This window comes from Pseudomonas sp. S3_E10, from assembly GCF_054667615.1.
Genome location: NZ_CP162743.1, coordinates 1477745 through 1491522, shown reverse-complemented (window position 1 = coordinate 1491522; position 13778 = coordinate 1477745). Strand labels below are relative to the sequence as shown.

14 protein-coding genes and 1 pseudogene are annotated in these 13778 nt (G+C 60.9%); 12 read left to right on the top strand and 3 right to left on the bottom strand.

Features of this window, described 5'->3' with window-relative positions:
- Nucleotides 1-9 precede the first annotated feature (9 nt).
- From lysS to AB4N98_RS06630, 7 genes and pseudogenes are all read left to right on the top strand, one after another.
- Nucleotides 10-1512, top strand: a complete 1503-nt coding sequence (lysS, locus tag AB4N98_RS06660) for a lysine--tRNA ligase (protein WP_065877178.1) — start codon at nt 10-12, stop codon at nt 1510-1512.
- Between the two features lie 105 nt (nt 1513-1617).
- The gene (locus tag AB4N98_RS06655; RefSeq protein WP_017529739.1) at nt 1618-2334 is read left to right on the top strand and encodes a TetR/AcrR family transcriptional regulator; all 717 of its coding nucleotides are present in this window, start codon (nt 1618-1620) and stop codon (nt 2332-2334) included.
- A 71-nt stretch (nt 2335-2405) separates the two neighbouring features.
- Nucleotides 2406-2954, top strand: coding sequence for a hypothetical protein (locus tag AB4N98_RS06650; protein ID WP_017529738.1), 549 nt, complete (start codon nt 2406-2408; stop codon nt 2952-2954).
- A gap of 22 nt (nt 2955-2976) precedes the next feature.
- Nucleotides 2977-4254: a flavohemoglobin expression-modulating QEGLA motif protein gene (locus AB4N98_RS06645; RefSeq protein ID WP_017529737.1), complete on the top strand. Its 1278-nt coding sequence runs from the start codon at nt 2977-2979 to the stop codon at nt 4252-4254.
- 106 nt (nt 4255-4360) lie between these two features.
- Nucleotides 4361-5247 (top strand): annotated as a pseudogene (locus AB4N98_RS06640) (alpha/beta hydrolase).
- Between the two features lie 14 nt (nt 5248-5261).
- Nucleotides 5262-5588: a hypothetical protein gene (locus AB4N98_RS06635; RefSeq protein ID WP_017529735.1), complete on the top strand. Its 327-nt coding sequence runs from the start codon at nt 5262-5264 to the stop codon at nt 5586-5588.
- A gap of 116 nt (nt 5589-5704) precedes the next feature.
- Nucleotides 5705-5977: a hypothetical protein gene (locus tag AB4N98_RS06630; protein ID WP_116078341.1), complete on the top strand. Its 273-nt coding sequence runs from the start codon at nt 5705-5707 to the stop codon at nt 5975-5977.
- 47 nt (nt 5978-6024) lie between these two features.
- Here the strand turns inward: AB4N98_RS06630 and AB4N98_RS06625 are convergent, their stop codons facing one another.
- From AB4N98_RS06625 to AB4N98_RS06615, 3 genes are all read right to left on the bottom strand, one after another.
- Nucleotides 6025-6810, bottom strand: coding sequence for an OmpA family protein (locus tag AB4N98_RS06625; RefSeq protein ID WP_017529732.1), 786 nt, complete (start codon nt 6808-6810; stop codon nt 6025-6027).
- A gap of 55 nt (nt 6811-6865) precedes the next feature.
- Complete coding sequence (locus AB4N98_RS06620; protein ID WP_017529731.1) at nt 6866-7291, bottom strand: DUF4398 domain-containing protein; 426 nt, start codon at nt 7289-7291, stop codon at nt 6866-6868.
- Between the two features lie 274 nt (nt 7292-7565).
- On the bottom strand, nt 7566-7910 hold the full coding sequence (locus tag AB4N98_RS06615) for a hypothetical protein (protein ID WP_017529730.1): 345 nt from the start codon (nt 7908-7910) through the stop codon (nt 7566-7568).
- A 184-nt stretch (nt 7911-8094) separates the two neighbouring features.
- Between AB4N98_RS06615 and ppc the strand changes: the two genes are divergently transcribed.
- The 5 genes from ppc to AB4N98_RS06590 all read left to right on the top strand — a co-directional run bounded on the left by ppc (nt 8095) and on the right by AB4N98_RS06590 (nt 13754).
- Nucleotides 8095-10722 (top strand): phosphoenolpyruvate carboxylase, encoded by a 2628-nt coding sequence (gene ppc / locus AB4N98_RS06610; protein ID WP_017529729.1) that lies wholly within the window; start codon nt 8095-8097, stop codon nt 10720-10722.
- A gap of 295 nt (nt 10723-11017) precedes the next feature.
- Nucleotides 11018-11665, top strand: coding sequence for an adenylate kinase (gene adk, locus AB4N98_RS06605; RefSeq protein WP_017529728.1), 648 nt, complete (start codon nt 11018-11020; stop codon nt 11663-11665).
- 91 nt (nt 11666-11756) lie between these two features.
- Nucleotides 11757-12443 carry a tRNA (adenosine(37)-N6)-threonylcarbamoyltransferase complex dimerization subunit type 1 TsaB gene (tsaB, locus tag AB4N98_RS06600; protein WP_065877175.1) on the top strand — a complete coding sequence of 229 codons (687 nt, stop codon included), beginning with the start codon at nt 11757-11759 and terminating at the stop codon, nt 12441-12443.
- Nucleotides 12444-12603: 160 nt separating this feature from the next.
- Complete coding sequence (locus AB4N98_RS06595; protein WP_017529726.1) at nt 12604-12894, top strand: hypothetical protein; 291 nt, start codon at nt 12604-12606, stop codon at nt 12892-12894.
- Complete coding sequence (locus AB4N98_RS06590; RefSeq protein WP_017529725.1) at nt 12894-13754, top strand: DUF72 domain-containing protein; 861 nt, start codon at nt 12894-12896, stop codon at nt 13752-13754. Before AB4N98_RS06595 ends, AB4N98_RS06590 begins: the two co-directional genes overlap by 1 nt.
- Nucleotides 13755-13778 lie beyond the last annotated feature (24 nt).

Sequence of the window (13778 nt, the reverse complement as noted above, 5' to 3'; positions counted from 1 at the left end):
TCAAAAGACATGAGCGACCAACAACTCGACCCGCAAGCCCTGCAACAGGAAGAAAACTCCCTGATCGCCCTGCGCAAGGAAAAGCTTGCTGCCGAGCGCGCCAAGGGTAACGCCTTCCCCAACGACTTCCGCCGCGACAACTACTGCGATGCCTTGCAGAAGCAGTATGCGGACAAGACCAAGGAAGAGCTGGCAGAGGCTGCGATCCCGGTCAAGGTGGCGGGTCGCATCATGCTCAACCGTGGCTCGTTCATGGTGATCCAGGACATGACCGGGCGTATCCAGGTCTACGTCAACCGCAAAACCTTGCCTGAAGAAACCCTGGCCTCGGTGAAAACCTGGGACATGGGCGACATCATCGCGGCCGAAGGCACCCTGGCCCGTTCGGGCAAGGGCGACCTGTATGTCGAGATGACCAGCGTGCGCCTGCTGACCAAGTCCCTGCGCCCCCTGCCGGACAAGCACCACGGCCTGACCGACACCGAGCAGCGCTACCGCCAGCGCTACGTTGACCTGATCGTCAACGAAGACGTGCGCCAGACCTTCCGCGTGCGTTCGCAAGTCATCGCCCACATCCGCAGCTTCCTGATGCAGCGCGACTTCCTGGAAGTGGAAACCCCGATGCTGCAAACCATCCCCGGTGGTGCCGCGGCCAAACCGTTCGAAACCCACCACAACGCCCTGGACATGGAAATGTTCCTGCGCATCGCGCCTGAGTTGTACCTCAAGCGTCTGGTGGTGGGCGGCTTCGAAAAGGTCTTCGAGATCAACCGCAACTTCCGTAACGAAGGCGTCTCGACCCGTCACAACCCTGAATTCACCATGTTGGAGTTCTACCAGGCCTACGCCGACTACGAAGACAACATGGACCTCACCGAAGAACTGTTCCGCGAGCTGGCGCAGTTGGTCCTGGGCAGCACCGACGTGCCGTACGGCGACAAGGTGTTCCACTTCGGCGAACCGTTCGTGCGCCTGTCGGTATTCGACTCGATCCTCAAGTACAACCCTGAGCTGACCGCTGACGACCTCAACGACATCGACAAGGCTCGTGCCATTGCCAAGAAAGCCGGCGCCAAGGTGCTGGGCTTCGAAGGTCTGGGCAAGCTGCAAGTGATGATTTTCGAAGAGTTGGTGGAGCACAAGCTGGAACAGCCGCACTTCATTACCCAGTACCCGTTCGAAGTGTCGCCGCTGGCGCGTCGCAACGACGACAACCCGAACGTCACCGACCGTTTCGAGCTGTTCATCGGTGGCCGCGAAATCGCCAACGCCTACTCCGAGCTTAACGACGCCGAAGATCAGGCCGAGCGCTTCATGGCGCAGGTGGCCGACAAGGACGCCGGCGACGACGAGGCGATGCACTACGACGCTGACTTCGTACGTGCCCTGGAATACGGCATGCCGCCAACGGCCGGCGAAGGCATCGGCATCGACCGTCTGGTGATGTTGTTGACCAACTCGCCATCGATCCGCGATGTGATCTTGTTCCCGCATATGCGGCCACAAGCGTAACCGTAGCGAAATCCGAAGCCGCCTTTTATAAGGCGGCTTTTTTATGTGGCGTTTATAAGCGTCAAGCAAACGACGCCAGGTTTTTTACTCTCAAGGATGTGTTTGGTGAACCGCGTAACCGCACAAGAAGGCGCCGCCGGCATCGCTGCTGCCGTGGCTGAAAGCGTCCAGTACCAGGGCCGCAAGGCCAGCCGTCGAGGCAGCGAACAGCGCCGACAAGACATTCTCGACGCGGCCATGCGCATCGTGGTGCGCGATGGCGTGCGTGCCGTGCGCCATCGGGCGGTGGCGGCGGAGGCGGGGGTGCCGTTGTCGGCCACCACCTATTACTTCAAGGACATCGACGACCTGCTCACCGATACCTTCGCCCAGTACGTGGAGCGCAGCGCCGCGTACATGGGCAAGCTGTGGGTACGCAACGAAGGCTTGCTGCGCGAGATGGTCGCCTATGGCGATGGCAGCGCAGCGTCGCGCTCGCAGTTGGCCGATGACATTGCGCGGTTGACCGCCGACTACGTGCTGCGCCAACTGACCAACCGTCGCGACTACCTGATGGCCGAGCTGGCCTTCCGCCAGGAAGCGCTGCTGAACCCCCGCCTGGCTGAACTGGTGCGCTCTCACCAGCAGATCCTGTTGCAGGGCACCGGGCAGTTTTTTCAGGTATTGGGCTCCCGCGAGCCGCAACAGGACGCCAAGGTGTTGACGGCGATTATCAGTCGGATGGAATATCAGGGCCTGCTGGGCGGCGCAGAGCCTCTGACCGGTGAAGAGATGCTTGAGATTCTCAAGCGCTACATGCATTTGGTGTTGGCCTCGGTCTAGCCTGGCCCCATGCACGATCTGCTTTATGTGGGAGCTGGTGTGTCGGCGCCTCACATCTGACGGGGTATTACATGAAAACCTGGCGTATCGCGGTAGTCGCCTTGTCGTTACTGTTGCTCAGCGGTTGCCTGGTGACCTTCAAGTCGCCGCTGGCAACGCAGGATACGGCGCCGGCTGAACTACTGGGCAAGTGGGCCAGCAAAAACGCCTGGGGCGAGCCGCTCAACCTGCACATCACCCGCGCGGGCGAGCAGCGATATAAAGCCGTGAGCTACCCTGTCGCCAAGCCGGGCCAGCGGGATGAGTACCTGTTCAGCGTGTCGCGCCATGGCAGCCGCTGGTATCTGTCGGCACCTTTGCCGGCCAAGCTGGGCGGGCATTTTATTCTGGCGGGCTTCGAAATCAACGAAAAGCACGAATTGGTGGTCTACAACCTCGATCTGGAGCAAATCCACCAAGCCATCGGCCAGCAGGCATTGCGCGGCCACACCGTAGAAACCGTCGAAGGCGACGGCGTATTGGTGGACAGCCCGATGGAGCAGGTGTTTGCCTACCTGGATAACCCGGCCAACGCCGATGTGTTCGTTGAAGCCGTGCGCTACCAGCGTGCGGGCAAATAACGTTTAAAGAAGGAAGCCCCCGGTGGACGATTACCAGCAGACGATACGCAGCTTGTCCGATCGCATTGTGCTGGCGCAAACACCGATTCGCGTGCTCGACGCCGTGAAGTGGGACGACAACATTCGCCAGGGCTTTCTCAAGGCCAAGGGCAAGGCGATGCCTGCGGTGGACCGCGACTATTACCTGAACCGGCCGCTGTCGTTCGACTCCAGCGCGGTGAAGCTGGAGTTCCAGAACATCGAGCGTGACATCACCCGCCGGCTCGGCCAGTTCAGCCCGGTGGGGCAGATCATGCGCCGCATGTGCCGTGAATATCGCATGGTGGTGCGCATGCTCGAAGCACGCGGCACCGAGGACTTCGGCCTGATCTCCCAGGAACTCTACGGCGCCGCCTCCGACGCCTTCCACGCCGGTGACCCGACCCTGGCCGACCTTGGCCTGATGCTCTCCGACTACCTGAACAATATCGACGGGCGTGGCGACCTCAAGGACGAAGCCAAGACCCTCACCGCCAAAGACGCCGTCGCGCTGTTGCAAACCCGCCTGAACAAGGTGTTTGGCGAGGCCGAGGAAACCATCCGCGTGTTTGAGTCCGACGGTATCGTCGCCGACGCGGCGGCGGGGGCCGACTACATCAAGATCCGCGCCGACGCGATGTTCAACAGCCGTGACGTGCGTGCCCTGGAAGTGCATGAAGGCCTGGTCCACGTCGGCACTACCTTGAACGGCCAGAACCAGCCGATCTGCACGTTCCTGTCCAAGGGCCCGCCGTCGTCCACCGTGACCCAGGAGGGCCTGGCGATCCTGATGGAGATCATCACGTTCGCGTCCTACCCCAGCCGCCTGCGCAAACTGACCAACCGCACCCGCGCCATCCATATGGTGGAGGAGGGCGCCGACTTCCTGCAGGTGTTCGAGTTCTTCCGCGAGCAAGGCTTTGAAATGGCCGAGAGCTATGGCAACGCGAGTCGGGTGTTCCGTGGTTCGGTGCCCAATGGCCTGCCGTTTACCAAGGATTTGTCCTACCTCAAGGGCTTTATCATGGTCTACAACTACATCCAGCTGGCCGTGCGTAAGGGCAAGCTGGAGCAAGTGCCGTTGCTGTTCTGCGGCAAGACCACCCTGGAAGACATGCGCACCCTGCGCCAACTGGTCGACGAAGGCCTGGTGGTGCCGCCCAAGTACCTGCCCGAACAGTTCCGCGACATGAATGCGCTGGCGGCGTGGATGTGCTTCTCCAACTTCCTCAACCACCTGAGCCTGGACCGGATTGAGGCGGATTACTCCAACATCCTGTAACAGATATGACAGACGAAACCGGCTCACTGTGGGAGGGAACAAGCCCCCTCCCACAGTGGATCTGCACAAGTCGGCATATTCCAACTCAATCACGAGGCTTCAACGGATGAGAATCCTCGGCATTCTGTGCCTGCTACTCACACTGAACGGCTGCAGCTCACTGCTGTTCTACCCCGAACCGGGCCTGCCGTTCACACCGCAAAAGGCCGGGCTTGCCTACCGCGACGTCACCCTTACCACCGCCGATGGCGTGAAGTTGCACGCGTGGTGGCTGCCGGCCAAGCCGGGCGTGCCGCTCAAGGGCACGGTGCTGCACCTGCACGGCAACGGCGGTAACCTGGCCTGGCACCTGGGGGGAGTTGGTGGCTGCCCGAGCAGGGCTATCAAGTGTTGCTGCTGGACTATCGCGGGTACGGCTTGTCGGAGGGCAAACCCTCGCTTCCCGCGATCTACCAGGATGTAGACGCCGCCTTCAGTTGGATCGACGAGGCTCCCGAAACCCAGGGCCAACCGTTGATCGTCCTCGGCCAGAGCCTGGGCGGCGCGCTGGCGGTGCATTACCTGGCGGCGCACCCCGAGCGCCAGGCCAGGCTCAAGGCGCTGGTGCTGGACGGCGTGCCCGCCAGTTATCGTGACGTAGGACAATTCGCCCTGAGCACCTCCTGGTTAACATGGCCGTTACAAGTGCCTTTGTCCTGGCTGGTGCCGGATGCCGACAGCGCAATCAACGCCATGCCCCAACTGACCGGCGTGCCGAAACTGTTGTTCCACAGCCTGGATGATCCGATCGTGCCGCTGGCCAATGGCATCCGCCTGTACCAGGCCGCGCCGCCGCCCAGGGTGTTGCAACTGACGCGCGGTGGGCATGTGCAGACCTTTGCCGACAAAACCTGGCAAACCGTGATGCTGCGCTATCTGGATGACCCGCAACACTTCAATGGCCTGCGTCGCCTGGGCGAAATCGCGAACTACCCCACTTCTAAAGTTGATTGATCAGAGAGCCCGCAATGAGCGAAGAACGCAACATGATCCCGCTGATCCTCACTGGCATCGGCACCATCATCGGTACCGTCGGTTGCCTGTGGTACTACGGCTACCTGCACTTTGCCAAGCCGCAGGATGCGCTGCTGCTCAGTGACTTCACCATGCTCAAGACCGTACCCGGCGAGGACTACAAGATCTCCCTGACCCCGGCGGCCCAAGTGGCGCAATGTGTGGACGGTGTGCTGGTGATGTTCGACACCGAGCAAAAGGGCCTGAGTGGCGTGCTGGTAAACAACAAGAAGCAAGCCGTGCGCTGCATGGGGCAGGAAACCCCGCAACTGCAGCAATAGGAGGATCGCGCCAATAGCTGGAAACATCTGGAACCGTTTTTCGTAGGGCGCCACTGACGGGTCTGTCAGTGCGACTGGCAGATCACTTACGAATACGGAACTTTGGAGAGTAAAAGATGGATATCGCTGCCATAGGCAAGATGTTGAGAATGGCCAGGGGCCATGAACGACTGGGACAGGACGCCGCCCAAGGCACTGTCCAGCGCCAGGAAAAAATAGACCCGGACGTGCTCAAGAAACTGATGGAGATGCTTTCGGATGGCGCTCAGGGCGGTGGCGGTGCTGACGGTCAAGTGGATCAAGAGCGGATCAGCAAGATGATGTCGGGGCGCCAGGGTATGGAAGCGCTGATGCCGGACAGTGACAACGGTCGCCAAATAGTGAGCTGACCCAAAAAAACCCACCGTCAGGTGGGTTTTTTTTCAGGCTGGATCAATCAGTTCGTCATCGACGAACGTGGCTTGACCGGCTGGTTGTCGTTGGAAATGGTCACTTCAACGCGACGGTTCATGGCACGGCCCGACACGCTGCCGTTATCGGCAACCGGGTATTCCTTGCCGTAACCGGTAGTCACGATGCGGCGCGGGTCAACGCCCATCTTGATCAGCGCGACCTGCACCGACGCGGCGCGACGCTCCGACAGGCTCTGGTTGTAGGCATCGCTGCCAGTGCTGTCGGTGTAGCCTTCAACGATCACCTGACGATCAGGGTTTTCCTGAAGGAACTGCGCCAGTTTGTTGATGTTCACCAGGCCGCTGGATTTGAGGTCGGCCTTGTTGGTGGCGAACAGCACATCACCAAAGGTCACCAGGGTGCCGCGATCGGTTTGCTTGGCATTCAAGCTGTCTTGCAGTTGCTTGATCTGTGCATCACGGGCATCCAGAAGGGCGCGGGCGCGTTCGTCACCGGCGTTTTTCAGCTTGGCTTCGGACTCGCGCAGCACGATGGTGTCTTTGGCTACTTCAACCCGCTGGTTGGTCAGGTAGGCCAGTTGGTCGACCTTCTTCTGGTCTTCCTTGTCGCGGTACGCCTTGTCGGCCTTGTCCAGCCAGTCTTGGGCGTCCTTGGTTTCCAGAGCGGCAACCTTGGTTGCGTTCGGGTTGGCTTGCAGGGCCGAGAAGTTGGTTCGTGCGTTTTCCAGGTTCGCGTTCGGCGGGGTAGAGCACGCCGCCAGGGCAACGCTCATCGCCAACAGGGCAGGGATCATCAATTGTTTACGCATAATCGTGTCGTCCTTTCAATTCGATATCGGGTGCGATGCAGTCAAGGCGCGTGGCTTATTTCTGCTGGATAGCCGCCGGGCGCATGCCTTCCTTACGCAGCTCGTCAACAGCCTTCTGGGAATCCTTCACGGCCTGCTCAGCCTTGGCGGCCTGGGCTTTGCGCTCTGCAACGCGAGCGTCCCACTCGGCTTGTTCAGCCAGGCGACGGGCTTCATCGTAGTTTTTGTCATGCATAGCCAGTTCAGCTTGCTTGAGCTTGTCTTGGGCCGACTTCATTTCTACGGCCGCGTACTCAGTGCCGCCGGCGCTCACAGCGCTGTTGACCGCCGATTGAGTCACCGCGTATTGCTCGGTCGGAGGGTTGCCGGCGCAGCCAGCCAAAACGAAGCTGGTGCCGATTGCCAGCGCGGCCAATTTGAGCCCGCGCAAGTGGTTAAACGTGGATTTGGCAGTGCTGGTCTTCATCGTCTTCAACTCCATTGGATAACTCCTGAAAAACTTCAAAATCCATCGCTGTGGGTCAACGGTTCAGGGCTCGACGGTAACGCTCATGGTGCCCTTTTAAACGACCGTTCCAAGTGATGGCTTACTGGCTGTGACTGGCGGCTTTTTTGAATAGTTCAGAGAAGATGGCGATTTGCCTAAAAAAATATCTGACTGAATGGTCAGCGTAAAAACTTGGAACTTTCGGCAGGCGCAGCGGTACGCCGGGCCTTTACCAAGGCCCGGCGTAAAAGGGTGTGGCGGGGTTTTATCAGTGCTTGGGTTTGTCGGCGCCGGCAGCCATATCGTGCAGGTAACGCCGTGACAAGGTGAGAAAGCGCGGGGTAGGGCCGACGTCTTCGTACAGCGGATCGCCTTCCTCATCGGTGGCGATGACGTGCTGGCCCTTGATATAGGGAAAGCTGGCTTCCAACTCTTCAAGGGCGGCGCCGATCAGCTCGCCGAGCAGTTCTTCGGGGTGGCGCTTGGGATACATTTCGGCGATGGCCGCCAGCCGCGCGGCAGCTTCTACATCCAGGTGGATCGCGTACTCGGTCTTGGTCAGGCGACCCTTGGCGTTCTCTTCCCAATGCTGGGCCAGTTCTCGAATTTTCATGGCAACCTCAATAAAACCCACGATAGCGGGCGGTGATGAGTGACCAGTCGCCCGCGTGGATAAACGCGACGACTCAACAGTGAGACTAGCTGCACGCCGCAAGGTTTAAAGTCTTGTCATAAAACGAGGCTGGCGGCACTCTGACACACCTGCGCGTCCCGGATTTCTGGCTGGAGATTGGCTGATGAGTGATATCGATGCACGCTTGCGTGAGGATGTTCACCTGCTGGGTGAACTGCTGGGCAACACCATTCGAGAGCAGTACGGCGCTGATTTTCTCGACAAGATCGAGCAGATCCGTAAAGGCGCCAAGGCCGACCGCCGCGGCGCCGGCGATGAACTGAGCAGCAGCCTCAACCAATTGCAGGAAGACGAACTGCTGCCGGTGGCCCGGGCGTTCAACCAGTTTCTCAACCTGGCCAATATCGCCGAACAGTACCAGTTGATTCACCGCCGCGATGAGTCGCAACCGGCGCCGTTCGAGTCTCGGGTGTTGCCGCAACTGCTGGCGCGCCTGCAAAGCGAAGGTCACAGCAACGAGTCCCTGGCCCGTCAATTGGGGCGCCTGGAGATCGAACTGGTCCTCACCGCCCACCCCACCGAAGTGGCGCGCCGCACCCTGATCCAGAAATACGATGCCATCGCCGCGCAATTGGCGCTGCAGGACCACCGCGACCTCACCACGGCCGAGCGCGAACAGATCCGCCAGCGCCTGCAACGGTTGATCGCCGAAGCCTGGCACACCGAAGAAATCCGCCGCACCCGGCCCACCCCGGTGGACGAAGCCAAGTGGGGCTTTGCCGTCATCGAGCATTCGTTGTGGCACGCCATCCCCAATTATTTGCGCAAGGCTGACCAGGCCTTGCACGCCGCCACCGGCCTGCGCCTGCCGCTTGAGGCCGCGCCGATCCGGTTTGCGTCCTGGATGGGCGGCGACCGTGATGGCAACCCGAACGTGACCGCACCGGTGACGCGCGAAGTGTTGTTGCTGGCGCGCTGGATGGCCGCCGATTTGTACCTGCGCGATATCGATCACCTGGCGTCCGAACTGTCGATGCAAAAAGCCAGCCCGGCATTGCAGGCCAAGGTCGGCGACAGCGTCGAGCCCTACCGCGCCTTGCTCAAGCAACTGCGCGAACGCCTGCGCGCCACGCGCCAGTGGGCCCATACCGCGTTGGGCAGCAGTACGCCGGCACCGGCTGAAGTGTTGCAGAACAACCGCGATCTGTTGGAGCCGCTGGAGCTGTGCTACCAGTCGCTGCATGAATGCGGCATGGGGGTGATCGCCGATGGCCCGTTGCTCGACTGCCTGCGCCGGGCCGTGACGTTTGGCTTGTTCCTGGTGCGCCTGGACGTGCGACAGGATTCCAGTCGCCATTGCGCGGCAATGACTGAAATCACCGATTACCTGGGCCTGGGCCGCTATGAGGACTGGGACGAAGACGCACGCATCAGCTTCCTGATGAAGGAACTGGCCAACCGTCGTCCGCTGCTGCCGGGTTATTTCAAACCGTCGGCGGATACCGCTGAAGTATTGAATACCTGCAAGGAGATCGCTGCCGCACCGGCCGCCTCGTTGGGCTCCTACGTCATCTCCATGGCCGGCGCCGCCTCGGATGTGCTGGCGGTGCAACTGTTGCTTAAAGAGTCGGGCGTGCAACGGCCGATGCGCGTGGTGCCGCTGTTCGAAACCCTGGCCGACCTGGATAACGCCGGCCCCGTGATCGAGCGATTGTTGCTGCTGCCGGGTTACCGCGCGCGGTTGCAGGGGCCGCAGGAAGTGATGATCGGCTACTCCGACTCGGCCAAGGATGCCGGCACCACCGCCGCCGCCTGGGCGCAATATCGGGCGCAGGAACGGCTGGTGGACATCTGCCGCGAACAACAGGTGGAACTGCTGTTGTTCCATGGTCGCGGCGGCACCGTCGGGCGCGGTGGCGGCCCGGCTCACGCGGCGATTCTGTCGCAGCCGCCGGGTTCGGTGGCGGGGCGTTTCCGTACGACTGAACAAGGCGAAATGATCCGCTTCAAGTTCGGCCTGCCGGACATCGCCGAACAGAACCTCAATCTTTACCTGGCGGCGGTGCTGGAGGCGACGCTGTTGCCTCCGCCGCCACCCGAGCCTGCCTGGCGGCATTTGATGGACGAACTGGCCGCGGACGGTGTCAGCGCTTACCGCGCCGTGGTGCGGGAAAACCCGCAATTCGTCGAGTATTTCCGCCAGTCCACCCCAGAGCAGGAACTCGGCCGTTTGCCGTTGGGCAGCCGCCCGGCCAAGCGCCGCGCCGGTGGTATCGAAAGCCTGCGTGCCATCCCGTGGATCTTCGGCTGGACCCAGACCCGCCTGATGCTGCCCGCCTGGCTGGGCTGGGAAGCCGCCTTGAGCAAGGCTCTGGAGCGTGGCGAGGGCGAACTGCTGGGGCAGATGCGCGAGCAGTGGCCGTTCTTCCGTACGCGCATCGATATGCTGGAAATGGTGTTGGCCAAGGCCGATGCCGATATCGCGCGTTTATACGATGAGCGCCTGGTGCAGCCCGACCTGTTGCCATTGGGTGCGCATTTGCGCGACCTATTGTCGCAGGCCTGCGACGTGGTGCTTGGCCTGACCGGCCAGTCGCAACTGCTGGCCCATAGCCCTGACACCCTGGAGTTCATCCGCCTGCGCAACACCTACCTCGACCCGCTGCACTTGTTGCAGGCCGAGTTGCTGGCACGTTCGCGCCAGCAGGAAGCGGCACAGGACAGCCCTCTGGAACAGGCGCTGCTGGTCTCCGTGGCCGGTATCGCCGCTGGTTTGCGCAACACCGGTTGAGGTTTTCGGCGTGTTCTCAATGGCTTGCAGCTAAACCGCGACGGCCGCCCCGAAACGGGCGGTCGTTGTTTGAACGGTCGGGTTGCACCCAGGCACACCCTACCTATGGCGCATGCGTGGCACGGGTTCCTGCGACTTTTGGCGGCTTGTGTGGTTAAGGCCTGCTGTGTATCTTGATCAGCCTTTGGCCGTTTGGGCGGCCTCGGCTCACATTTTTAAGAGCCATATTTTTACGAGATTGGCCCCACGCGGCGAATCCGAGCGTCATCTCTATAAAAAATTGAGGAGCACATCGATGCGCGTCATTCTGCTGGGAGCTCCCGGGGCCGGTAAAGGTACTCAGGCTAAGTTCATCACCGAGAAATTCGGCATTCCACAAATCTCCACCGGCGACATGCTGCGCGCGGCCGTAAAGGCCGGCACCGAGCTGGGCCTGATCGCCAAGAGCGTGATGGACAGCGGCGGCCTGGTCTCCGATGACCTGATCATCAACCTGGTCAAGGAACGCATCAGCCAGCAAGACTGCAAGAACGGTTTCCTGTTTGACGGTTTCCCACGCACCATTCCCCAGGCCGAAGCCCTGGTGAAGGCGGGCGTCGAGCTGGACGCCGTGGTCGAAATCGCCGTTGAAGACGAAGAAATCGTTCAGCGCATTGCCGGCCGTCGCGTTCACGAAGGTTCGGGCCGCGTGTATCACGTTGTCTACAACCCGCCAAAGGTTGAAGGCAAGGACGATGTCACCGGTGAAGACCTGGTACAGCGCAAAGACGACACCGAAGAAACCGTGCGTCATCGCCTGTCGGTCTACCATTCGCAGACCAAGCCGCTGGTGGACTTCTACCAGAAGCTGTCCGCTGCCCAGGGCAAGCCGAAGTACAGCCACATTCCTGGCGTTGGCTCGGTGGAAGCGATTACTGCCAAGGTGCTTGAAGCACTGAAATAACCCTTGCGCTCAGCTTCACAGACAACGGCCCGCTTGCGGGCCGTTGTTGTTTATACTGGCGCACTTTTTTTCGACTTGGACACCCACACCGATGAGCACCCTGCTGGCCCTGGACACCGCGACTGAAGCTTGCTCCGTTGCCTTGCTGCACGACGGCAAAGTAACCAGCCACTACGAGGTGATCCCGCGCCTGCACGCGCAGAAGCTGTTGCCGATGATCAAGCAGTTGCTGGAAGACGCGGGCACCACCCTGGCCGCCGTCGATGCCATCGCCTTTGGTCGTGGCCCGGGTGCCTTCACCGGTGTGCGCATCGCCATTGGCGTGGTGCAGGGCCTGGCGTTTGCGCTGGAGCGGCCAGTATTGCCGGTGTCCAACCTCGCGGTGCTGGCCCAGCGCGCGTTGCGCGAACAAGGGGCCTTGCAAGTGGCCGCAGCCATCGACGCGCGAATGGACGAGGTCTATTGGGGCTGCTACCGCGAAACGGCTGGCGAGATGCGCCTGGTGGGGGTGGAGGCGGTGCAGCCCCCCGAGTCCTCGGTGCTACCTGAGGGCGCCGGCGGTGACTGGTTTGGTGCTGGCACCGGCTGGGGCTATGGCGAGCGTATCGGCGTGCAACTGGCTGGCCAGGACGTCACGATGTTGCCTCACGCCGAAGACCTGCTGACGCTGGCACGCTTTGCTTTTGAGCGGGGCGAGGCGATTGCTGCTGATCAGGCGGCACCGGTTTACCTGCGCGATAAAGTCGCGCAGACCAAGGCGGAACGAGGAATTATTTGACGCCAAAAATGATGGCAATTTGGGGCAAAAGTCGCCAATCGTCAGAATTTGCCCCCGTTTTTAAACCTTTTTCAAATTATGTGTTCTAGTTATCACCAGAGCATTTGCGCACAACGGACAGTGCTGCCAAAATGCCATCACTGATAGCGAGTTCGCGCCCATGCGTATTGACGGATTTTCCTCACAGTCGTACCCAATCAAGCGTAAGCCGCGTAAGGCAAACGCCACGGTGGACGACTCCGTCGAGGATTCGCCGGATTTCATCGAAGTGCAGTCCGACGCGCAGGCCAGTTCTCAAGCACGCATCAGCGGCCTTCCAGCCCGTCAGCAAGACATGATCTTCCCGCGCTCCATGAGCAAAAGCGTTGCCACTGCCCTGGCCAGTTACCTGACCACCGCCAGCTTTGTCGAATGGGATATGGAAGTGCTGGGCCTCGACATCCATATCTGATGCGTCTGCCTTACTACCTCGGTTGCCCGTCCTGGAGTGAAAACGCCTGGCGCGAGTACCTGTACCCCGCCGATGCTCACTCCAGCGATTACCTTGCGCTGTATTCCCAGGTCTTCAACGCGGTTGAAGGCAACACCACGTTTTATGCCCGCCCCTCGGCCGCCACGGTGCAGCGCTGGGCCGACATCATGCCCGCAGATTTCCGCTTCACCGCCAAGTTCCCCGGTGATATCAGCCATGGTGGCGATTTGCGTGAGCAATTGCCGGCGGCGCAGAGTTTTGTTGGCTTGATGAGCCCATTGGGTGAGCGGGTTTCACCGCTGTGGCTGCAATTGTCGGCGAGTTTTTCGCCGCAGCGCCTGGCCGAGCTGGCCGGTTTTATTGAGGGTCTGGAGCGTCCCATGGCGGTGGAAGTACGCCACCCGGCGTTCTTCGCCAAGGGCGATGCCGAACGCATGCTCAACCGTTTGCTGCGTGACCGTGGTGTGGAGCGCATCTGTCTCGACCCACGTGCACTGTTCAGTTGCACCTCGACCTCGGCGGCGGTGCTGCATGCCCAATCAAAAAAGCCCAAGGTGCCGCCGCGTCCGGCCGCGCTGACGCTGTTTCCGCAGGTGCGGTTTATCGGCCACCCCGAGCTTGAGGCGAATGACCCCTTCCTGGTTCCCTGGGTAGAAAAAATCGCCGGTTGGATCGAAGAGGGCCGCACACCCTATGTGTTCCTGCACACCTCCGACAACCGCCTGGCCGCGCAACTGGCGCTGCGGTTCCACGAAAAACTGCGCGAGCGCCTACCCGGCCTGCCGGCGCTGCCTACGCTCAATCGCACTCCCGAAGTGGAACAACTGGGGTTACTCTAGGCTCCTTTTTCCGCCAGGAGCCAG